The 20,607-nt window shown below is 65.5% G+C and carries 20 protein-coding genes; 9 read left to right on the forward strand and 11 right to left on the reverse strand.

All coding sequences use genetic code 11. The features are described from left to right. Positions 1-93: 93 nt before the first annotated feature. The 4 genes from C664_RS07825 (at position 94) to C664_RS07840 (ending at position 3,739) form a co-directional block, all read left to right on the forward strand. Positions 94-990: a DMT family transporter gene (locus tag C664_RS07825; protein ID WP_004256862.1), complete on the forward strand. Its 897-nt coding sequence runs from the start codon at positions 94-96 to the stop codon at positions 988-990. A gap of 18 nt (positions 991-1,008) precedes the next feature. After that, positions 1,009-2,481, forward strand: coding sequence for a sensor histidine kinase (locus tag C664_RS07830; protein WP_004256864.1), 1,473 nt, complete (start codon positions 1,009-1,011; stop codon positions 2,479-2,481). 23 nt (positions 2,482-2,504) lie between these two features. Beyond that, positions 2,505-3,137, forward strand: coding sequence for a response regulator transcription factor (locus tag C664_RS07835; protein WP_004256868.1), 633 nt, complete (start codon positions 2,505-2,507; stop codon positions 3,135-3,137). A gap of 113 nt (positions 3,138-3,250) precedes the next feature. Further along, positions 3,251-3,739: a GlcG/HbpS family heme-binding protein gene (locus tag C664_RS07840; RefSeq protein ID WP_004256872.1), complete on the forward strand. Its 489-nt coding sequence runs from the start codon at positions 3,251-3,253 to the stop codon at positions 3,737-3,739. A 46-nt stretch (positions 3,740-3,785) separates the two neighbouring features. Here the strand turns inward: C664_RS07840 and C664_RS07845 are convergent, their stop codons facing one another. The 9 genes from C664_RS07845 to uraH all read right to left on the reverse strand — a co-directional run bounded on the left by C664_RS07845 (position 3,786) and on the right by uraH (position 11,270). Beyond that, on the reverse strand, positions 3,786-5,186 hold the full coding sequence (locus C664_RS07845; RefSeq protein WP_004256876.1) for a nucleobase:cation symporter-2 family protein: 1,401 nt from the start codon (positions 5,184-5,186) through the stop codon (positions 3,786-3,788). Positions 5,187-5,319: 133 nt separating this feature from the next. Beyond that, positions 5,320-5,508 (reverse strand): 4-oxalocrotonate tautomerase, encoded by a 189-nt coding sequence (locus C664_RS07850; protein ID WP_004256879.1) that lies wholly within the window; start codon positions 5,506-5,508, stop codon positions 5,320-5,322. A 58-nt stretch (positions 5,509-5,566) separates the two neighbouring features. After that, positions 5,567-6,331 carry a class II aldolase/adducin family protein gene (locus tag C664_RS07855; protein ID WP_004256882.1) on the reverse strand — a complete coding sequence of 255 codons (765 nt, stop codon included), beginning with the start codon at positions 6,329-6,331 and terminating at the stop codon, positions 5,567-5,569. Positions 6,332-6,378: 47 nt separating this feature from the next. Further along, on the reverse strand, positions 6,379-6,894 hold the full coding sequence (locus C664_RS07860; RefSeq protein ID WP_004256887.1) for an ureidoglycolate lyase: 516 nt from the start codon (positions 6,892-6,894) through the stop codon (positions 6,379-6,381). An 82-nt stretch (positions 6,895-6,976) separates the two neighbouring features. Then, complete coding sequence (gene alc, locus C664_RS07865; RefSeq protein WP_004256888.1) at positions 6,977-8,026, reverse strand: allantoicase; 1,050 nt, start codon at positions 8,024-8,026, stop codon at positions 6,977-6,979. Between the two features lie 67 nt (positions 8,027-8,093). Next, complete coding sequence (gene puuE / locus C664_RS07870; protein WP_004256891.1) at positions 8,094-9,023, reverse strand: allantoinase PuuE; 930 nt, start codon at positions 9,021-9,023, stop codon at positions 8,094-8,096. 34 nt (positions 9,024-9,057) lie between these two features. After that, on the reverse strand, positions 9,058-9,636 hold the full coding sequence (gene uraD / locus C664_RS07875; protein ID WP_004256895.1) for a 2-oxo-4-hydroxy-4-carboxy-5-ureidoimidazoline decarboxylase: 579 nt from the start codon (positions 9,634-9,636) through the stop codon (positions 9,058-9,060). 49 nt (positions 9,637-9,685) lie between these two features. Continuing rightward, the gene (locus C664_RS07880) at positions 9,686-10,879 is read right to left on the reverse strand and encodes a urate hydroxylase PuuD (RefSeq protein ID WP_004256899.1); all 1,194 of its coding nucleotides are present in this window, start codon (positions 10,877-10,879) and stop codon (positions 9,686-9,688) included. A gap of 40 nt (positions 10,880-10,919) precedes the next feature. Further along, positions 10,920-11,270, reverse strand: coding sequence for a hydroxyisourate hydrolase (uraH, locus tag C664_RS07885; protein WP_004256905.1), 351 nt, complete (start codon positions 11,268-11,270; stop codon positions 10,920-10,922). 181 nt (positions 11,271-11,451) lie between these two features. On the opposite strand from uraH, the gene C664_RS07890 reads away from it, so the two are divergent. Continuing rightward, positions 11,452-12,390: a LysR family transcriptional regulator gene (locus C664_RS07890; protein WP_004256911.1), complete on the forward strand. Its 939-nt coding sequence runs from the start codon at positions 11,452-11,454 to the stop codon at positions 12,388-12,390. 24 nt (positions 12,391-12,414) lie between these two features. Here C664_RS07890 and C664_RS07895 read toward each other — a convergent pair whose 3' ends face one another. Next, entirely contained in the window at positions 12,415-12,888 is a 474-nt protein-coding gene (locus C664_RS07895; RefSeq protein ID WP_004256914.1) for a universal stress protein, read from the reverse strand. A 201-nt stretch (positions 12,889-13,089) separates the two neighbouring features. Further along, positions 13,090-14,235 carry a helix-turn-helix transcriptional regulator gene (locus tag C664_RS07900; RefSeq protein ID WP_004256958.1) on the reverse strand — a complete coding sequence of 382 codons (1,146 nt, stop codon included), beginning with the start codon at positions 14,233-14,235 and terminating at the stop codon, positions 13,090-13,092. Positions 14,236-14,573: 338 nt separating this feature from the next. On the opposite strand from C664_RS07900, the gene C664_RS07905 reads away from it, so the two are divergent. From C664_RS07905 to C664_RS07920, 4 genes are all read left to right on the forward strand, one after another. Beyond that, the gene (locus tag C664_RS07905; protein WP_004256964.1) at positions 14,574-15,833 is read left to right on the forward strand and encodes an MFS transporter; all 1,260 of its coding nucleotides are present in this window, start codon (positions 14,574-14,576) and stop codon (positions 15,831-15,833) included. Between the two features lie 173 nt (positions 15,834-16,006). Beyond that, on the forward strand, positions 16,007-17,410 hold the full coding sequence (locus C664_RS07910; protein ID WP_232435079.1) for a DUF1329 domain-containing protein: 1,404 nt from the start codon (positions 16,007-16,009) through the stop codon (positions 17,408-17,410). A gap of 13 nt (positions 17,411-17,423) precedes the next feature. Then, positions 17,424-19,049, forward strand: a complete 1,626-nt coding sequence (locus C664_RS07915) for a DUF1302 domain-containing protein (protein ID WP_004256970.1) — start codon at positions 17,424-17,426, stop codon at positions 19,047-19,049. Positions 19,050-19,215: 166 nt separating this feature from the next. Then, a complete protein-coding gene (locus tag C664_RS07920; RefSeq protein WP_038011275.1) occupies positions 19,216-20,547 on the forward strand; it encodes an NAD(P)/FAD-dependent oxidoreductase in 1,332 nt (443 codons plus the stop codon). Positions 20,548-20,607 lie beyond the last annotated feature (60 nt).

Genomic DNA, 20,607 nt, shown 5'->3' on the forward strand with positions numbered 1-20,607 from the left:
CTCGCACCGTGAATCGCCGCCGTCTCTCCGGCGGCAGCCCTTCGACCGCGGCCCCCACCAGGGGCGCCGCGGCGTTTTCTTTTTGGAGGTCCGATGTCCGCATCCGGTACGCCCCGTCTCGCTCTCTTTGCCCTCGGCCTGTTGTCGCTGATCTGGGGCTACAACTGGGTCGTCATGAAGCAGGTGATCCAGTACGTGGATCCCTTTGACTTTTCCGCCATTCGTGCCGCACTCGGCGCAGCGACCTTGTTCCTCGTGCTCGTCCTGTTGCGCCGGCCGATGCGAGTGGGGGCGGTTCGCCAGGTGGTGCTGCTCGGCTTGCTGCAGACGGCCGCCTTTACCGCCTTGATCCAATGGGCGCTGGTGGCCGGTGGTGCGGGCAAGACGGCCGTCCTGGTCTATACGATGCCGTTCTGGGTCATCCCGATGGCGTGGTGGGCACTGGGCGAGCGGGTGCGCGGTCTCCAGTGGGCGTCGATCGCGATCGCCGGGGGCGGTCTGGTGCTCGTGCTCCAGCCCTGGGCGATGGGGGGCAGCGGCTTCAGCAATCTCCTCGCGGTGGTGGCGGGCATCACCTGGGCCGCTTCGGCCGTGCTTGCCAAGCGCATGCGCCAGAATCACGCCTTCGACCTTCTGGCCCTGACCGCCTGGCAGATGCTGTTCGGCGCGCTTGCGCTGTGCGTGGTCGCGTTGCTCCATCCGTCGCGGCCGATCGATCCGACGCCGTACTTCTTCGGCGCCCTGGTATTCAACGCGGTGTTCGCCACCGGGCTGGCGTGGCTGTTGTGGCTGTACGTGCTGCAGCGGCTGTCGGCGGGCATGGCCGGGCTGTCGGCGCTTGGCATTCCGCTCATCGGCGCGCTCGCGGGCTGGATCGAGCTCGGCGAGCTGCCGAATACGGTCGAACTGACCGGCATGGCATTGATCGTCGGCGCGCTGGCGATGATGAGCATGTGGCAACTGCTGCAGACGCGCCGCCTCGGCGGATGAGGGCGTCGAGGGGGTGAGATGACCTTCGTGCGTGCGCATCTGCGCTGGATCGCCGGGGCACTGATCCTCTGCCTGATTTCTTCCGCCTGGCTGGCGCATGCGGAGTTGCAGCGCGCAAGGCGTGAGTTCGAGACCCAGGCCGGCATCGTCCACCGGGTGTTGAGCCTGCGCGCAGTCGAGCACGAAGCCATTCTGGCCACGCTGGCCCTGCTCGACACGCCGGCGACGGCAGAGGCCGCGCATCGCCTGCCGGCCATCTACCCGCGGATCGTCACCGTCCTTCGCACCGAGCGGACGCAGGCGTGGGCGCACGGAACGCTCGGGATGGCGCTGTCGCGGGCCGAGGCGTCGTCGCGCAGTGCGGGGCGCGCCTGGGGCCTCGTGTCGGGGATGGAACAGGGGCGTCTGTGGCTGGTGCTCGCAGGCGAGGCCGCGAGCCACGCACTCGAGATCGATCTGGCCGGCTTGGTCACCGATGCCGAATGGCCCTTCGCCATCGATGCCCCCGTGCGGATCGATCTCATGCACGGCGGGCATCGCTGGCGCATCCATTCGGGTGCCGACGAGGCCGGGGGATGGCGTTTCGGTTTCAACCGTCCACTCGACGTCCGCAGTCAGCCCTTCGATGTCGTGGCGGAGCGCAGTGTCGGGTGGGACGAATTGCCGTGGGCGCAGATGCTGGCGAGCAGCGCCGTGCTCATCGGACTGATGGCGGGGGCGGCGGCGCTGGCTCAGCAACGCATTGCCCGTCGCCGCGCCGAGGAGCTGCTGCGTCTGGGGCAGGTGGGGCGGCTCAACGCCATGGGGGAGCTCGCCGCCGGCATGGCGCATGAACTCAACCAGCCGCTTACCGCGATCCTCGCCAATACGGGTGCGGCTGTTCGTCTGTTGCGTGACGAGCCGCCCGACACCGAGACCGCACGCACCGCGATGGAAGCGGCCGCAGGCCAGGCCCGGCGTGCCGCCGACGTGCTTGGCCGCTTGCGGCGCAGCGTCGAACGTCCGGGCGGCGCCGAGCGGGTGCAGGTCGTCGACCTGCGCGCGGCGGCCGAGGCCGTCCTGCATCTGCTCGAGCCGCGCTTGCGCGAGGCCGGCGTGCGCGTCGGGCTCGAGGGAGCGGGCGACTTCCGGGTCCAGGCCGACCCCATCGCGCTCGAGCAGATCGTCCACAATCTGCTGACCAATGCCTTGCAGGCCCTGCAGCGGGTGCCCGTGACGGAGCGACGGCTGACATTGCGCCTCGCGAACGACGGTGCCCGCGCCAGCCTGACCGTAACCGACAGCGGCCCTGGCATTCCTGCCGCACAGCGTCCGCGGGTGTTCGCGCCCTTCTACACGACGCGTGCGGAAGGGCTCGGATTGGGGTTGAGCCTGTGCGAGACCCTGGCGGCGTCCATGGATGGGCAGCTCGAGTTGCTCGAAGCTTCCGGGCGTGGTGCGGCGTTCCGCCTCAGCCTGCCGCGTGTTTCGGGACAGGGGATGCGCGCTTGATTTCCCGGAGTCAGAATTCCGCCATGCATGACACGATCCCGCTCTCTCCGCTGATCCATGTCGTCGATGACGACGAGGCCGTGCGCAGCAGCCTCGCCTTGTTGATCGGGACCGTCGGCCTTCGCGCACAGACCTGGCCGACGCCCGAGGGCTTTCTCGCCGGCTTCGATCCCGAGGGCGTGGGGGCGGTGGTGCTCGACGTGCGCATGCCGGGCATCAGTGGCCTCGCCGTGCTCGAGACCCTGATTGCGCGCGGGGTGGACATGCCGGTCATCATGCTTACCGGCCACGGCACGGTGGATCTGTGCCGGCGCGCCTTCAAGTCGGGCGCTGCGGAGTTCCTCGAGAAGCCGGTCGACGACGACATCCTGATCGACACGCTGCAGCAGGCGCTGCGCCGGCACGTCGCCTCCCGCGCGCGCGTCACCGCAGACCGCGCCGCGCGCCAGCGCTATGCGCAGCTGTCTGCGCGCGAGCGGGAGGTTCTCGGCCTGATCGTCGAGGGGCTGACCAACAAGGAGATCGGCCGCGCGCTGGCGCTGTCGCCGCGTACGGTGGAGACGCATCGTGCCAACCTGTTCGCGAAGCTCGAAGCGGCGTCGCTCGCGCAACTGATCCGCCACTACGCATGCCTGGTGGAGGCGGGCGGTCCGTAGTTGTACGGAGGCCGGGCGCGCTGCGGCGGGTAGCCGGCCGGATGGGCAGGGGGCGGCGGGCTCCCTAGACTGCTTCCATGGATCGGAAAGGCCGATCCTCACTGGAGAATGCCATGAACAAGCTGTCCATCCTTGCCGCCACCTTCGTCCTGACCACCGCCGGCGCTGCCCAGGCCCAGGTCCTCAGCCAGCGTACCTTGGGGCTCGAGCTTGCCAACCGTCTCGCCGCCGATGCGGTCCAGGCTTGCGCGGAAAAGGGGTATGCCGTCAGTGCCACCGTGGTCGACCGCGCGGGGATCGTGCGGGCGGTGCAGCGAGCCGACAACGCCGGTCCGCACACGCTGGCGGCCAGCCAGCAGAAGGCCTTCACGTCCGCATCGGCACGCAACGCCACCCAGGCGATGATGGAGGCGGCGCAGAAGAACCCGGGCGCCGCCAACCTCACCGACATCCCCGGCTTTCTCCTGCTCGGCGGCGGCGTGCCGGTCCGGGTCGGCGACGAGGTGATCGGTGCGATCGGTATTGGCGGTGCGCCCGGCGGCCATCTCGACGAGCAGTGCGCATTGGCGGCCGTCGCAGCGTCGGCTGAGCTGCTCAAGTAAGGCCGGCTGATCGACCCGGGGCGTCAGGCTCCTGGCGATGATGCGCCTAGTGCGCCATCGCCGGCTCGATCGCGTCGCTGCCAGGGGTGCGGCGACCCCCGTTGAGGAAAAGGTTGAGCGTGATCGCCGTGATCGCGGACAGCAGGATCCCGCTGTGCAGCAGGGGCTCCAGGGCATGCGGCATCTGCTGGAAGAACCGCGGTGCCACCATCGGGATCATCCCGGCGCCTACCGAAAGCGCGACGATATAGAGGTTGAAGCGGTTGTTGCGCAGATCGGCCGCGAGCAGGATCTTGATGCCGGTGGCGGCGACCATGCCGAACATCACCAGGCCCGCGCCGCCGAGTACGTACTGCGGCACGGAAGCGATGATCAGCGCCATTTTCGGAAACAGGCCGAAGGCCATCAGGATTGCGCCGCCGGCCACGCACACCCAGCGGCTCTTGACGCCGGTGACGCCTACGAGGCCCACGTTCTGCGAGAAGCTGGTGTGCGGGAAGGTGTTGAGGAAGGCGCCGATGAGGGTGCCGAGGCCGTCCGTGCGCAGCCCGCGGGTGAGGTCGTCACGGCTGAGTTGGCGGCCGGTGAGCTCGCCGAGCGCAAGGAACATGCCGAGCGACTCGACCATCACCACCACCATCACCAGGCACATGGTGGCGATCGAGATCGGATCGAAGATCGGCATGCCGAAGTGCAGCGGCGTCACCACGGCCACCCAGGGCACATCGCTCAGGCCGTCGAAGCTGACCTTGCCCAGCGCGATCGCGATCGCGAAGCCCACGCCCATGCCGAGCAGCACCGCGACGTTGGACAGGAAGCCGCGGCCGTAGCGGGTGATCGCGAGCACCACGACCAGCACGATGGCGGCGATGGCGAGATATTCGGGCGAGCCGTAGGCAGGGTTGTCCACCATCAGTCCGGTCGTCGCGTTCCGGATACTGGGCTGGCCGCCGGCCGACCAGTTGATCGCCACCGGTATCAGCGAGATGCCGATCACCGCGATGATCGAACCCGTCACCACCGGCGGAAACAGCGGTAGCGCGCGCGATACCAGCGGCGCGAAAAGGATGCCGAACAGCCCTGCGGCGATGCCCGAGCCGAGGATGGCGTTGATGCCGAGCTCGGGGTTGGTGGCCATGGCCACCATCGGCCCGACGGCAGCGAAGGTCACACCCATCATGACCGGCAGGCGGATGCCGAAGCGGCCGACGCCGAGCGCCTGGATGATGGTGACCAGGCCACAGCACAGCAGGTCAGCGTTGATCAGGAAGGCGATCTGGTCCTTGGGCAGCCCGAGGGCGCCGCCGACGATCAGCGGGACCGCGATTGCGCCGGCGTACATCACCAGCACGTGCTGCAGGGCGAGGGTGAACAGGCGCCCGCCGGGCGGGCACTGGTCTACAGGGTCGAGCTCGATCGGGCTGCTTGTGCGGGTCTGATCGGACATCGTGGTGTCTCCTTGTCGTTATGAGCCGATGAGTCCAGTCTAAGATCGCGCAGCGATATAAAAAGCCTTATCGGCTTATAGAAGAAATCAGCCAATCCGTATGGGCAGCGTTTCGGCCGCCTGTGCGTGGCCCTCAAGTGCGCTCGGACCAGAGCACGCCGCCCGTCGCCCAGTGCTCGCGCTTGACCTCGACCAGGATGATGTCGACAGCGCCGGCCTCGCAGTCGAGGACGCGACAGGTTTCGCGCGTCAGCGCCTCGACGAGTTCGCGTTTTTTCTCCGGACTGCGGCCTTCGAAGAGTTCGATATGGAAGGTGGGCATGCTTTGCTCCAGAAAATGGGTGTTCAGGTGGGGGCTTGCGGGATGGGACAGGATGGATTCAGCGCGCGAAATCGGGTTCGCTGCGCATCAGGCCGCGCAGCAGCGCGGGCCATTCGAGGGTGCCTTCGGGCTCGGGGTCGGCGGTGAGCTGGGCGTGGGTCCGGGCGAGTACGTCGGCGGCGGGCATCGCCACCGGTCCGGCCGCCATCGCGGCGAGCTGGATGCGGCAGGCCTTGTCCAGCGTGTTCATCAGCACGAAGGCCTCGGCCACGGTGCGACCGCAGGTCAGCGTGCCGTGGTTCTTCAGGATCATCGCGCGGTGCGTACCGAGTTCGGCGACCAGCCGCGTCTGCTCCTCGGGGCCGAAGGCGAGCCCCTGGTAGTCGTGATAGCCGATGTCGCGCCAGAAGCGCATCGCGTGCTGCGACAGCGGCAGCAAGCCGTCCTGCAGGGCCGAGACCGCGATGCCGGCGTCGGTGTGGAGATGGATCACGCAATGCGCGTCGGGTCGCGCGCGATGCACCGCGCCATGGATGGCGAAGCCGCTCGGATTGGCGACGCGGTCGCTGCCGTCGATGACGCGGCCCTCGACGTCGATGGCGAGCAGGCTCGAGGCGGTGATTTCGTCGAAGGTCTGGCCGAAGGCGTTGATCAGGAAGGCGTCGTCGCGGCCGGGCAGGCGCAGCGAGAGGTGGGTGTAGATGAGATCGCTCCAGCCGCGGCGTGCGGCCAGGCGGTAGGCGGCGGCGAGATCGACGCGCGCGCGCCATTCCTCGACGCCGAGGGTGTCAGGGCGCGCGGCGTAGGGGTCGAGGGGCAGCATGGTCGAGGCCGTCGTGGGTCACGTCGTCATCGTACCGCCGCTGCGCCTCAGCTGCGCAGGGCGGGGATCAGCCCCGGTGTGTCGAGCTGCACCTCGTCGCAGTTGTGCCCGGGTCCGCTGCGATCGATGACGATGAAGTCGGAGACGGTCTCGAGGGCGAGCAGGGGGTGGTGCCAGACGCCGGTGGCGTAGTTGACGCCCTGGTCGCCGCGGGCGAGGAAGACCTTGAGGTCCCCGGCCTTGGGCGGCTCGCCGGCGGGGGCGACCACCACGAGGTAGGGCTTGCCCGACATGGGGATGAAGGCCTGGGAGGCCTTGGGGTGGCGCTCCATCATCTGCACGGTGAAGGGCAGGGTGCGGGGCTGGCCGCGGAAGATGGAGACGATGACGCGGCCATCGGGTCCGGGCTCGATGCGGGCGAGATCGTGGTAGCGCTCGGTGTTGCCGGCGTTGATGGTGAAGTGCTGGGCGGCGTCGCTGGCCTCGATGAGCTCGCCGAAGGGGGCGAAGGCCTCGCGGGTCAGGGGCTGGATCTCGAGGGTGAGGGCGGGTTGCGCGGTCATGGTGTGCTCTCGTGTGGGGAAGGGGGGCGACACGCAAGTCTCAGTCACCCGGGCGCTGCGATGCGCCCGGGTGCTGCCGGTCTTACTTGGCCTCGAGTGTGCCCCACAGGCGCAGGCGCGAGACGCCGCCGTCGGGGAAGATGTTGAAGCGCACGTGGGTGATGGGCCCGAGCTTGGCGAGCTGCTCGGTGAAGGTGTGGATGGCGTGCATCTCGAGCTTCTGCTCGGGCAGCAGGGTCTGCCAGAACATCGACTGGGTGGTGATCGAGCGGTCGGTGCCGCCGCTCACGTAGGCGGCCTGGATCGAGCAGCGGTCGGGGTAGTTGCCCTTGAAGTAGGCGGTATCGACTTCGATCTTCTCGACCGTGCCGGGGGCGCCCAGTTCGAGCACGCACCAGTCGTTGCCGGGCTCGCGGCGGCGGCGGGTCTCCCAGCCATCGCCCATGTTCAGGCCGCGTCCGGGCAGCAGCAGGGCGGCGGCGGACGAGCCGAAGCTGGCGTCGTTCCACGACACGGCGCGGCCGCCGTTCTCCATGGCCACCAGATCGACGAGTTCGCCCGAGGCGGCCTTGGCGGCCAGGGTGCCGACCGGGCGTCCATAGACGCGCAGGCGGGCGATGCCGCCGTCCGGATACATGTTCACACGCAGGTGGGTCCAGGCCGCGGTGCTGGCGCACTCGAGGAGGTGGTGGCTGTTGGGGCCCATGGGGGTGGCGGGGAGGATCTCGGTCCAGGTCGCGGCCTGGAGCGCCGCCACGTCATCGGTCTCGGCCACGCAGGCCTCGATGGAGACGGCCGGGGGGTAGTTGCCGGTGAAGTGGGAGGTGTCGACGTCGAAGCCGCGGATCACGCCCTTGACGCCGAGCTTGACGAGCGCCCAGTCGTGGCCGGCGACGCGCTTGCGTCGGGACTCCCAGCCGTCCATCCACTTGCCGTTGGTGTCGAACTTGCCGGGGACGAACTGAGCGGGCTCGGGGTTGAGCATGCGGGCGACTTCGGCGAAGAAGTCGTCGGAGGCGGCAAGTGCCTTGGCGCCCAGGCGCGGGTTGGCGAGGTCGACCGAGCGCAGTGCCCAGTCGGGCAGCTCGGCGGGCGGGGCGAAGACGGGGGCGCCGGGAGTGTGGCTGGCCATGGGGGTTCTCCTTTGGGGTCGGGGGGCCGGCGTCGGGTATGACCGGCCGGCCTGCGTTGAAGGCTTATTAAGGGTTGTAGGGGTGGTGTTCGATCCAGTGCCGCGCGACATCGACGCGGCGGCACACCCACACGCGGTCGTGCTTCTCGATGTGATCGAGGAAGCGCTGCAGCGCGCGGAAGCGGCCCGGGCGGCCGAGCAGGCGGCAGTGCATGCCGATCGACATCATCGCCGGACGCTCCTCGCCCTCGGCGTACATCACGTCGAAGGCATCGCGCAGGTACTCGAAGAACTCGTCGCCGTGCGAGAAGCCCTGCGGCAGCGCGAAGCGCATGTCGTTGGTGTCGAGCGTGTAGGGCACGACCAGATGCGGCACCGTCTCGCCGTCGGTCTTCTGCACTGCGGTCCAGAACGGCAGATCGTCGCCGTAGTAGTCCGAGTCGTACAGGAAGCCGCCGTAGTCGGCGACCAGCCGCCGGGTGTTGGGCGAGTCGCGCCCGGTGTACCAGCCCAGCGCGCGCTCGCCGGTGAGGCGCTCGATGATCTCCATGCCGATCCGCATGTGCTCGCGCTCGATCTCCTCGGGCACGTTCTGGTAGTGGATCCAGCGCCAGCCGTGGCAGGCGATCTCGTGGCCGAGCTCGCGGAAGGCGGCGGTCAGTTCGGGGTGGCGCTCGAGCGCCATCGACACGCCGAAGATGGTCATCGGCAGGCCGCGGCGTTCGAACTCGCGCAGGAAGCGCCACACGCCCACGCGCGAGCCGTACTCGTAGATGCCTTCCATCGACAGGTGGCGCTCGGGGTAGCTGGCGGCATTGAACAGTTCGGACAGGAACTGCTCGCTGCCGGCATCGCCGTGCAGCACGCAGTTCTCGCCGCCTTCCTCGTAGTTGAGGACGAACTGCACCGCGATGCGGGCGCGGCCGGGCCAGTTGGCCTGCGGCGGGGTCCTGCCGTAGCCGATCAGGTCGCGGGGGTAGACTTTGTTCAGAGTCATGATGTCGCTCCGTGAGGTCGGGTCGGACGGTGGATCACGCGGTTTCGACGAACATCGCGTCGAGCCGGAAGCGGGCGATCTTGCCGATCTCGTTCAGGCAGGTGCGGAACTCGGTGTCGCGATCATTGGCCAGTCGGGCCTCGACGCGGTCCATGATCTGGTGGCGGGTGAGCCCCTTGACCGCAACCACGAAGGGAAAGCCGAAGCGGGCACGATAGTCCTTGTTGAGCTGGCGCAGCCGCTCCAGCTCTTGCTTGCTGCACTGGTCGAGCCCGGCGCCGCGTTGCTCGCCGGTGGAGGCGGTGGTCAGTGTGCCTTCCTCGGCTTCCTTTCCGGCCAGTTCCGGGTGGGCGCAGATGAGGCCGAGCTGCTCGCTGGGGGCGGCGGTGTCCACCGTCAGGCACATCGCAGCGTGCAGCGCGTCGATGCTGTTGAAGGGGCCGGCGCTCCAGGCGCGCTCGGCGATCCATGGCGAATGTTCGAAGATGCCTTCGAGGCGGGCGACGAAGGCGTCCTGCGGCAGCTTCGAGAGCGCGGCAAGGGCGGCGGTCGTGCCGTCCGGAACGGTGACGGGCGTGGCGCCGGTGCGTGCGGTGGCGGTGTGGGTGCTCATGGTGTCTCTTCCTGTCCTGTTCTTTGTGCTGAGTCCTGTGTCGGCGTCTTCAGTCCGCGGTGCGGGCGCCCTGGGCGAACCAGATCGCGATCTTCGCGCGCTCCTCCTCGGTGATGCCGGTGAGGTTGCCGAGCGGCATGTAGCCGCTCGCCACGGTCTGTGCGCTCATCACCGCGTTGGCGGCGATCTGCTCGGGGGTCTGCAGCATCACGCCCTTGGGCGGCTGGGCGAAGCCTTCGTGGGTGGGCTTCTCGGCATGGCAGGTGACGCAGCGCTGGGCCATGATCGACTGGACGGTGGAAAAGCTGACCTTGTCGCCGCTGGCATCGACCTGCTTGGGTGCCATCAGCACCATCAGCAGCGCGATCAGCGCCACCCCGGCCGCCGGCAGCCACCACTTGACCTGGCCGCGGTGGCGCAGCACGAAGAACTGGCGGATCAGCACACCGGCCACCATCAGTACGCCGAGCACCAGCCAGCCGTTGGCATTGGCGTAGGTCATCGGGTAGTGGTTGCTGATCATGATGAACAGCACCGGCAGCGTGAAGTAGGTGTTGTGCACCGAGCGCTGCTTGCCGACGATGCCGGGCATCGTGTCGACCGGCTCGCCGCGGCGGATCTGCTCGACCATCTTCTTCTGGCCGGGAATGATGTGGAAGAACACGTTCGCCGCCATCATCGTGCCGAGCATGGCGCCGACGTGGATGTAGGCGCCGCGGGCCGAGAACACCTGGTGCAGCACGTAGTTCGCCACCATCACGAACACGAACACGATCGCCGCCAGCAGACCGTCCTTGCCGACCATGTTGCGGCACAGGACGTCGTAGAACACCCAGCCCACGACCAGGAAGGCGATCGAGATGCCGACGGCGGCGGCCGGCGACAGCGCCATCACATTGCTGTCGATCAGGTAGCTCGAGGCGCCGATCCAGTACACGATCGCGAGCATGCCCATGCCTGACAGCCAGGTGGTGTAGGCCTCCCACTTCGACCAGTGCAGATCCTGGGTGAGCGGCTCGCCCTTGGGGCCGGTGAGGTATTTCTGGCTGTGGTAGAAGCCGCCGCCGTGCACTGCCCACAATTCGCCGAACACGCCGCGCTTGGCGTCCTCCGGCTTCTTGGGCGGCTTCAGCGAGTTGTCGAGCATCACGAAGTAGAAGGACGCGCCGATCCAGGCGATGCCTGCGATCAGGTGCAGCCAGCGGACGAGCAGGTTGGCCCAGTCGAGCAGATAGGCTTCCATGATCTGTTCTCTTTGTCGGTGTCGGGGGGAAGCGGCGGGCTCAGCTGCCGCGGTAGGTGGAGTAGCTCCACGGCGACACCAGCAGGGGCACGTGGTAGTGCTGGTCTACATTGGCGATGCCGAAGCGCAGTGCGACTTCGTCGACGAAGAGCGGCTCGGGCAGGTTCAGACCCATGGCGCGGAAGTAGTCGCCGGCGGCGAAGACGATCTCGTACTTGCCGGCTTCGAGCGCGGCGCCCTCGAGCAGCGGCTTGTCGCAGCGGCCGTCGTGGTTGGTGACGGTGCGCGCGATCTCGCGGCGCTCACCGTCGAGGCGATAGACCGTGACCGCGATGCCCACGCCGGGCTTGCCGTTGGCGGTGTCGAGTACGTGAGTGGTGAGGCGTCCCATGCTGCGGTCTCCTGATCTTGTTAGGCTATGCGGGGAGCGTGTGAAGCGCAGTGTAAGCCGCTACCGTGTTAACGGATCGCATATGTTCTTATAAGTGATATATGCTCTCGCGTATCTTTTGTTGCCGTATCGCTTCGTGCCGGCGCAAGCGTCCAGAACGATAGAAGCGTGGAGACCCATCATGACCCTGCGGCGCAGCGACGACCCGCTCGATACCTATCTGTTGCGCATTTTCGTGCTGCTGATCACCGAACGCAGCGTATCGCGCACGGCCTTGCGCATGAACCAGTCGCAGCCGGCCGTCAGCGCGGCCTTGAAGCGCCTGCGCGAAATCCTCGGTGATCCGCTGCTGGTGCGGGAGAAGGGCGGCATGGTGCCGACCGAGCGTGCGCTGGCGCTCATGTCGCATGCGAAGGGGGCGCTGGCCGAGATCGACCGCATGGTGGACGGGCCGGAGTCGTTCGAGCCGCACACCACGCGCCACGAGTTCCGTGTCGGTGCGCCCGACTATCTCGCGCCGGTGTTCGTCGCCGGCGTAGCCGAGCGCTTCCGCCGCGAGGCGCCTCAGGCACGCCTGACGCTGCATGCGCTGGGGCCGAACTTCGACTTCGAGCGTTCGCTCGCGGAAGGGGATCTGGACGTGGTGATCGGCAACTGGCCCGAGCCGCCGCACCGCATGCACCTGTCGATGCTGCTCGAGGACGAGATCGTGTGCCTGGTGGCGGCCAACCACCCGTGTGCGCGGAAGGGGATGACGACCGAGGACTACATGCGTGCCGCCCACGTGGTGCCGATGCCTTACTCGATCAGCCAGCGCGGCGTCATCGACAGCGTGCTGGCTTCGATGCGCATCAACCGGGAGGAGCGCGTGGTGGTGCAGTCCTTCACGGCCGCGCCCTACCTGCTGCAGGGGACCGACCTGGTGTTCACCACGACACGGCATTTCGCACAGTTCTATGCCAACCTGCTGCCCTTGGCGATCATCCCGTCACCGATCGTCTTTCCGGCGATGCGCTTCTACCAGCTGTGGCACGAACGCAATCACCATTCGCCCGGCCATCGCTGGCTTCGTCGCCTGCTATCCGACTCGGGGCGGCAGATCGTCCCGGTCGCCGCCTGAGCCGGGCCGACTGCCGGTTGACGTTCAACGATCGATCGGAACCAGAATCACGGGCACGTCGGCCTTCATCGTGACCTTGTGCGCCACCGAGCCGAGCAGCAGCTCGCCGATGGTGCTGTGGCCGCGCGAGCCCATGACGATCACGTCGGCGAGAACGTGCTTGGCGACGTCCAGGATGCGGCGTGAGGCGTCTCCCTCGAGCGCGCGCACGCTGGCGAGCACACTTTTCACATCCAGGTCCGGGTTGGCTTCGGCAAACACTTCGATGCGATGACGCAGCAGAGCCTCGGCCTTCTTGTGGCCAGCCAGCTTGATTTCATCCATCTTTTCTTCGCTGATGAACTCCTCGTACGGCAGGCTGGACGACGGCAGGGTGACCGTGACGGCATGCAGTCGCGCATTGAACTTCATTGCCAGTCCGACCGCGTGACGGAATACGGCCGGCGAACGCGGCGTCAGGTCCGAGGCGTAAAGAATCGAGCGGATCTCGTAGCTCATGAGTGTCTCCCGAAAGGTGTGGCACGGCTCTTGGTGTAAGGGCGCCGGAACGGGTCACGGGACCACGGGGATAAGGTTTTGGCGCCACCATGCGGAGTCTATTGGAATTGCGCCACACGCCTCCGGTGCGTCCTTGATAGCGCTTATACGAGAAAGCTGATAGGTCGGCCGTGGCTTGCCGTTCGCCTGTCGGGCCGCGTGCTAGCGCAGGAACGAGATGCTGCGCAGGACCAGGCGAATCAGGTCGGCCTGGCTGGCAATGTCCATCTTCGCGTAGATCTTCTTCGAATAATTGCGCGCGGCCGTTTCGGCAATTCCCATCTGCTGTGCTGCCTCGGTGATGGTGTTGCCGTAGGCAAGGAACAAGGCCAGCGTGGCCTCCTGCCGTGTCAGGCCGAACAGTTGACCAATGCGCGTGAGGGACTGGGTGTGGGTCGGGCGCAGAGCCTCGAGATTGGCCGTCAGATCTGAAAGGTAGATGACCGCGCAGGGCGCCTGTCCACTCCGATAATAGGGCTGCAGGGGTGTTGGATAGACGAGCATGCCGATCAGCCTGCTATGGAATCCGCCCAGACGCACCAATTCTCCACCAAGGCTGGTGTCGGCTCGCGATCGCGCTGCAATTACGCTCGCAATCGCATCGTTCAGCTGCAACTGGGCCGACCGGTCGGCGAGTGCCAGGCGCTTCTGGGTGATCGTCATGTCGGGGCTGTGCTCGATGACCGAGGATGCCACGCGGTTGACGTGAATCACTTCTCCCTTGTCATTGAGCAGGATGCAGCCCAGCGCGAAATGATCGACGATACTTTCGTAGATGGCCTTCTCCGCTTCCTGCCGCTTCAACTGGGCATAAAGGCCAAGTGCGCGCGTCAGATGGGGCTGCAATGCCCGGATCAATGCGAGATCGGCTGGGGTGAATGAGGGATCGGGGCGAGTGAAGTCCCGGATCACGTCGATCCAGCACCGGAGGCCACCCTGTTCGGCAATGCAGACTCTCAATGTCCGGGCAATCTTGAGATGTGCGAAGAACGCAAGCTTCTTTGCATCGCCCTTGGCGGGCTCCATGACAATCAGCTGGCCGGGTTCCATGCTGGCGGGCCGGAAGGGGTCGTCCTTCATGAACTCGGCGCGGTAGGTTACTTCGACCGCAACCCAGTCGATATCGTCCTCCGGCTCGCTCGCGCTGACGAAGACATCCTGCCCGCCATCATGAGCGTGATGCAGGGTGATGAAGACGTTGCGGGCCTCCAGTGCGGCGCGCAAGCCTTCGGCAAAGCGCTGCCAGGGCACGGCGGCTGAGATTTCCTCGTAAATCTGGTCGAGCAGACTGGAAAAATCATATTGCATGCTGGCTCCATCGAGGACATGCGCGATCTGCCCGATTCGCGTGGCCCTCTGTCTTCACATTGCCCGTTCGCTTTCAGATAACCCCAGGCAGTTTCTCAGTGGCGATTACCAGCGGTACCAGGTGGTACTTGTTCGGCCGGAATCGTATTGGATAGCATGGACTCATCGAAATGAACGGCAATCATACATTCCGAAATGCGTGAGCGCGACGTCGCGTTTGGCTGCGAATCAAGTTTCCGGATAGGAATCCTCGGGCCCGCCCATACGCATCGATTTCGCTGCAGATATCGATGCATCAGTCATCGGTTTATTACCTGGGTTTCAATCAAAACCGTTAAATGATCACGCGCATCGTCAATTCGGATTCGAGAGCAGCCTGGATGCTTGTTGGGGGTCTTGGCATTGTCATGAGCGTGATCTTCGGATTCACGATCAATGCATTCAGTATTCTCACGTTGCCCATCATCGACGCATTCGGATGCAGCCATGAACAGGCGGCGCGCATTGCCACCGTGTTCATGATTTCCATGACCCTGGCCATGCCGGCCGCGGGATGGCTGCTCGATCATGTCGCGCCCAGGCTGGTGATGGTAACAGGTGGCCTGCTCACCGGCCTTGCGTATCTGGCCGCCGCGCATGTCAGTGATCTCGACGCATTCACCCTCGCCATCGCGCTTTGCGGACTCGGCGCAGGCGCGTCGACCTACGTGCCCGCCTTTGTTCTCCTGTCGAACTGGTTTCCGCCGAGACGGCAGGGTCTCGCATTCGGCATCCTCCTTGCGATCGTTGCCGCGGGCGGCACCTTCCTGCCCATGTGGCTCAACCGCATGGTCGAAGTCCTGGGGCTGTTCGCCACCATGGAGGTGGGTGCCTTCCTCATCCTCATGATCTGTGTCCCCTTGTTGCTCTGGCTCGTTCGCATGCCCGCGCAGGCCTCGACGACGAGCCCGTGGCCGATGGATGCAGCCGTGGAGCGCGGTCTGGGCGAGGTCCTGCGCATGCCGCACTACTGGCTGTGGATCGCGATGTTCCTGCTGGTGACATTGAGCGGACTCAGCATTCTGATGGGCCTGGTGCCGTATCTGGTATCCGTCGGCTATTCGGCCAGCGAAGGTGCTGCCGCCTATGGTGCGATCGCGGCGGCGACCATTGTCGGCAGCCTGTCGTTCGGTGCGCTCAGTACGCGCCAGGGCGCGGGGCGCACGCTCGCGCTCGGCATTCTCGTTGGCGGTATCGGACTGGTCTGCCTTTTGCAGGCCTCGCATCAGACGTTTGGGTTCGCCGCGGTCGTGCTGTTCGTCCTGGCCTGGGGGACGACATTCAACTTGGTCAACCAGTTGTCGCCGACGTTGCTGGCTGAGTTCGCCGGCCGGCGAGGTTTCGGCAGCTTGCTTGGGATCGGCAATCTGGTGTCCGGGCTGGGCGCTGCGCTCGGTCCAATGCTCTTCGGCTATCTGGTCGATCGTACCGGCAACTATGTTTTGCCCGTGACGCTTTGCGCCGTGCTGATGGTGTTCGCCTTGCTTCCCCTGGCCATGTTGCTTGGGGCGCAGCGGCAGACACGCGACGCGATTGCTCGGCAAGACCTGGAGCGTTGAGGCCCAGTTGCCTTTTCTCCCGCTCTCAATGCTCGTCCTCAGTGCTCGGATCGAGGCGCCTTTCCATTCAAGGGTATCGGCTGCTGTTCGGCGCGCATCGAAAAATCAGGAGGAGAAATGTCGGAGGGATAGTCGTTCCATTAAAAGCTGGGCAACCAGGAGAAGGAAACAAAATGAAAAACCAAAAGGAGAAAGACGTGGTAAGGAATAAGAACATACTGTTGCTGTCGGTCACGCTCGGACTGGTTTGTACGAGTACCGGCGCGCTCTCGAAGGTGAGCGCGGAAGAGGCTTCAAAGCTCGGCAAGGAACTGACCTGCATGGGCGCTGAAGTGGCCGCGAATGCCGATAACACGATTCCTGCTTTCTCCGGAAAATGGCTGGGTGCTCCTCCCCATCTCAAATACGAAAACAACGTCGGGCAGCATCCGGTCGATCCTTATCCTGAAGACCAGCCAATCTTCGAGATCACCTCGAAGAACTTCGAGAAGTACGCCGACAAGCTGACCGAAGGTCAGCAGGAGATGTTCCGCCGCTATGCCACATTCCGGATCCAGGTCTTCCCGGGACGGCGTGACTTCAGATTCGACGACAAGGTCTGTGAAGTGGCGCGCAAGAACGCGCTTGAAGCGGAGTTGATCGACGGCGGTCCGGAGTTCAGCGGCTATCAGGGCACGCCGCCCTTTCCTGTTCCTTCGCAGGCGATGGAACTGCTCCTGAATACGACCTTCCCGGCCATCGCCTTCACCGAGGAGATCCTGCGCGACATTGCCAATGTGCGTCCGACGGGGGAAATCTTCTGGGGTCAGCACCGCAACCTCAACCTGAACGTCGTCACCGAGCCGAGCGAGGTCGGCAAGCCGATGGGGAAGATCATGGCGTACTCGATGACGCACACGACGCTTCCAATTCGTGACCGCGGATCGGTGTCCTCCGCCGTGGAGCCGGTCAACCTTGCGAAGGACAAACGCCTGGCCTGGAACTATGACCCGGGCACGCGTCGCGTGAGGCAGTTGCCTATGTATGGCTATGACACGCCGATGTCTGGCACCTCTGGCCTGATGACGATCGACCAGGACCGGCTCATGAATGGAGATCCTGGGCGCTACGACTGGAAGATGCTCGGCAAGCGCGAGATATACCTGCCCGCCAACACGTATCGACTCCATGCGAAGGACGTCAAGTACGCCGATCTGTTGCAGCGCAATCACGCGAATCCGAACTACATACGTTATGAGCTGCGTCGCGTCTGGGTGCTCGAGGGAACGCTGAAGGAAAGCTTTCGTCACGTCTTCGGCAGACGCGTCCTGTTCATCGACGAGGATAACTGGCAGGCATCGGTATCCGATTACTACGACAGCCGAGGCGCGCTGTGGCAGCACGCGTTCATTGCCCACTACTACGCGTTCGACCTCAAGGGCTGGCAAGCCGGAAACAGCTTCTACCACGACTTCAATACAGGGGGGTACGTCGCCTACAACCTTTTCCAGGAGCGCCCGGTCGGTCCGATCCTGAATGCCGGAAAGATGAGCCCGACGATGTTCGGTCCGGAAGCCTTGCGACAGATCGGTAACTGAAAAGGAGATGGAAATGACCTCGCTGACGTTCAAACTGTCTCCGGTCGCGACCGCAGTCCTCGGCGCTCTTCTTGCAACGCCCGCTTTGGGCGGAGAAAGCATCGTCTTTGACAACGGCACAAAGCTCGACTGGAAGGGAACCGCAACCTATACGCTTGCGACCCGGCTCCGATCCCCCGATCCGGTGCTGCTGGACGTGGATGGAAACAACAACTTCGACAAAGGCTCGCTCACCGCGAATCGTCTGGGTCTGCTGTTCGAGGGCAAGCTGTCCAAGGACAGGAGCGGCTTCGTGCTCTCCGCCAGCACCTTCTACGACGACGTCTATCATCGCGGTACCGACAGCGACCGCCCGTATCTGAATACGTCGGATACGCCGGGCTCCTTCAGTTCGGACGCGCGCCGCTACCACGGCGGCTACAGCCGCATTCTGGACGCGTATGCCTACACCAGCTTCGGCGTGGGCGATGGCGACGCGACGCTTCGCGTGGGCCGGCACGTCGTGTCCTGGGGCGAGTCCCTGTTCTTCCCGGCGATCTCCCTCGCGCAGGGACCGGTGGACGGTTCGAAGAGCGATATTCCCGGCACCGAGACCAAGGACCTGCTGCTGCCTGAGGACCAGGTTTCGCTGATCTACAGGCCGACACCGGAATGGACCCTGATGGCCCACGCGCAATACGGCTGGCATCCGACGGTGAGCGCGGCGCCCGGGTCCTTCCTCAATACCAGTGACTCGTCCGGTCCCGGCAACGAATGCCTTGGCCCCTTCATCCCCAACGGGCGGGGAGGGCATGCGTGTTCATTCGGTGCCCGGCAAGGCGATGACAGGCCGGGCGACACCGGGCAGTGGGGCATCGGCACCCGTTACCGTGTCACCGAAGAGACCGAACTGGGCCTGTACTACCTGAACTACCACGACCGTATCGCACTGCCCGAGATCGACGTCTTTGCGGCGAGTGATGCGCTGGAGGGTGGCGCGTATCGGAACCGCTACTTCGACAACGTGAAGCTGATCGGCGCATCGTTCAGCACGACCCTGGGCGTGGCGACGCTCGCCGGCGAGGTGGCCTACAAGCGGGGCGCACCGGAACTGGTCGATACCGTCGTCGATCCGGGATCGGGCACCGCCTTGCCGACCCCGAGCCGGGCGAACGTGCTGCAGACCAGCCTCAACTCCTTCATCAACCTGGGGCGTTCGGATTTCGCCGACGGGGCGCTGCTGCTCGCCGAGGTTTCCTACATCGATGTCCGCAGCGTGAAGAAGCTCAAGGCGAGAGGCGTCGAGTCCTTGGGGCCGATGGCGGAGTATTTTCCTGCGTCGAACCGTCTGAGCATGTCCGGTCACGGACTGGGCATCTCCACGTCGCTCATCCTGACTTATGACGGGGTCTTCAGCGGCTGGGATCTCGAAGTTCCGATCAGCTACTCCCACCAGTTGAGCGGGCGCACGCTGATGGGGCCGGTGGGCGGCGAGGGTGATCGCCGCCTGAGTGTCGGGGCAGCGCTGACCTACAACCAGAACCTCAGCTTCGAGCTCACCTATCTCGACTTTCTGGGCAAGGCCAGCACCGACATGAAGACCGAGAGAGCGCTCACCGACCGCGATCAGTTGTCCCTGGTCGTGAAGTACAACTTCTGACAGGCGTCGGAAGGCGCCTTTCGGCGCCTTCCCCGCACATCGTTCGCGACGGATCGCGCCCTCCGGGCCTGACTGCTGGAGGCCGTGCGCGAGCCGTGACGCCAGACCCTGTCCCGAATAGGCCCCTTGAACCGGAGCGGCGATGACGCACGGGCACGCTGAAGCCATGGAAAAACAACATTTGCATCCCGACTTGTATGAAACAGGCTCGGTTCCCGTCGAGCGCAGTGTCTGGACGCTCGATCACACGCCGCCCGCCCATCCGCCACTATCCGGCGACCTGGTGGCCGACATCGTCGTGGTCGGCGCGGGCGTCGTGGGGGCCTCGCTGTGCCTGCACCTGGCCGAGCGCGGGATCGACACCGTGCTCATCGACGCCGCCCAGCCGGCTGACGCGGCCTCGGGGCGCAACGCCGGCCATGTGCAACCCTATCTGCTTTCGCTGGAGCCGCTCGGCACCTTGCCCGGCCAGGGGCGTCCATTCCTGGACTGTCTCATCGAGCACCGCAACATCGTGTTCGAGCTTTGTGCGCGTCATGGGATCGATGCCGACCACGTGCAATCCGGGCTGCTGGAGGTCGCACGCCAGAAGAGCGCAGCGCTCGAGAACAAGGCGAAGAAGTGGGCCGGGCTGGGGCTCGACGTCGAGATGCTCGGCGCTGACCGGCTGCGTCCGCTGGTCGGAACGGATCGCTATTCGTTCGGCACGATCTGGCGTAACGGCGGGAGCGTCAACCCCTTCCTGTTTACCAACGGCATGGTCCGTGCCGCGGCCGGGTTTGGCGCCAGGGTGTATGGCAACTCGCCGGCACACGCCTGTGAGCGTCAGGGGGGGCGCTGGAGGCTGCGCACCCCATCGGGCAGCGTGCTGGCAGACCGTGTCGTGCTGTGCACCAATGGCCATGTCGGCGCGGACTTCCATGCGGATCTCGAGCGCACCCAATTTCCCTTGCTCGCCTGCGGCCTGGCGACACGTCCGCTGCCGAAAAGCTTGCTCGATGTGGTCAATCCCACGCGGACGGCAATGAGCCAGCATCCCGCGGGGCTGTATCCCATGGTCGTCGATCGCAAGGGGCGTCTCATCACCGCCACCATCCCCGGCCTTGGACGGGCGCACCGCAGCGACCTGCATTTCCAGTATTTCCTTCGCCACCTGCGTCGCGTCTATCCCGAGGCCAGGGACGTTCGCATCGAGCTCGAGACCTACTGGACCGGCATGACGCACAACTCATCGGCGATCTACGAGAAGGCCTATCCCAGGTTTTACCGTGTGGAAGACGGCGTGTTCGCGCTGATGAACTTCGGCTCCTGGGGCAACCACCTCGGGCCGATGATGGGCATGGACGTCGCCCGCGCCCTTGCCGCCGATCGGCCCGACGCCGCGGTGCTGGGTTGCGAGCGACCGCAGCAGGTGCGCTTCCCGGGGCTGTTCAGCACCAAGCTCAGGCGTTTCCTGATTCCGTCGGCCAGACTCGCCGATCGGTTCGGACTCGTTTGACGCCCAGGGCTCCATCGCGTGGCGTCCAGCATGGGGCTGACGGCGCGCTTTCAATCATTT

Source organism: Thauera sp. 63, from assembly GCF_000310165.2.
In the GTDB taxonomy this organism is placed as follows: Bacteria; Pseudomonadota; Gammaproteobacteria; order Burkholderiales; family Rhodocyclaceae; genus Thauera; species Thauera humireducens.

Coding starts and splice junctions, on each gene's coding strand:
- C664_RS07890 (WP_004256911.1), top strand. CDS start 11,452: ATGACCCTGCGGCGCAGCGACGACCCGCTCGATACCTATCTGTTGCGC.
- C664_RS07840 (WP_004256872.1), top strand. CDS start 3,251: ATGAACAAGCTGTCCATCCTTGCCGCCACCTTCGTCCTGACCACCGCC.
- C664_RS07900 (WP_004256958.1), bottom strand. CDS start 14,235: ATGCAATATGATTTTTCCAGTCTGCTCGACCAGATTTACGAGGAAATC.
- C664_RS07910 (WP_232435079.1), top strand. CDS start 16,007: ATGAAAAACCAAAAGGAGAAAGACGTGGTAAGGAATAAGAACATACTG.
- C664_RS07855 (WP_004256882.1), bottom strand. CDS start 6,331: ATGCTGCCCCTCGACCCCTACGCCGCGCGCCCTGACACCCTCGGCGTC.
- puuE (WP_004256891.1), bottom strand. CDS start 9,023: ATGACTCTGAACAAAGTCTACCCCCGCGACCTGATCGGCTACGGCAGG.
- C664_RS07830 (WP_004256864.1), top strand. CDS start 1,009: ATGACCTTCGTGCGTGCGCATCTGCGCTGGATCGCCGGGGCACTGATC.
- C664_RS07845 (WP_004256876.1), bottom strand. CDS start 5,186: ATGTCCGATCAGACCCGCACAAGCAGCCCGATCGAGCTCGACCCTGTA.
- C664_RS07860 (WP_004256887.1), bottom strand. CDS start 6,894: ATGACCGCGCAACCCGCCCTCACCCTCGAGATCCAGCCCCTGACCCGC.
- C664_RS07835 (WP_004256868.1), top strand. CDS start 2,505: ATGCATGACACGATCCCGCTCTCTCCGCTGATCCATGTCGTCGATGAC.
- C664_RS07895 (WP_004256914.1), bottom strand. CDS start 12,888: ATGAGCTACGAGATCCGCTCGATTCTTTACGCCTCGGACCTGACGCCG.
- C664_RS07915 (WP_004256970.1), top strand. CDS start 17,424: ATGACCTCGCTGACGTTCAAACTGTCTCCGGTCGCGACCGCAGTCCTC.
- alc (WP_004256888.1), bottom strand. CDS start 8,026: ATGGCCAGCCACACTCCCGGCGCCCCCGTCTTCGCCCCGCCCGCCGAG.
- uraH (WP_004256905.1), bottom strand. CDS start 11,270: ATGGGACGCCTCACCACTCACGTACTCGACACCGCCAACGGCAAGCCC.
- C664_RS07880 (WP_004256899.1), bottom strand. CDS start 10,879: ATGGAAGCCTATCTGCTCGACTGGGCCAACCTGCTCGTCCGCTGGCTG.
- C664_RS07905 (WP_004256964.1), top strand. CDS start 14,574: ATGATCACGCGCATCGTCAATTCGGATTCGAGAGCAGCCTGGATGCTT.
- uraD (WP_004256895.1), bottom strand. CDS start 9,636: ATGAGCACCCACACCGCCACCGCACGCACCGGCGCCACGCCCGTCACC.
- C664_RS07850 (WP_004256879.1), bottom strand. CDS start 5,508: ATGCCCACCTTCCATATCGAACTCTTCGAAGGCCGCAGTCCGGAGAAA.
- C664_RS07920 (WP_038011275.1), top strand. CDS start 19,216: ATGGAAAAACAACATTTGCATCCCGACTTGTATGAAACAGGCTCGGTT.
- C664_RS07825 (WP_004256862.1), top strand. CDS start 94: ATGTCCGCATCCGGTACGCCCCGTCTCGCTCTCTTTGCCCTCGGCCTG.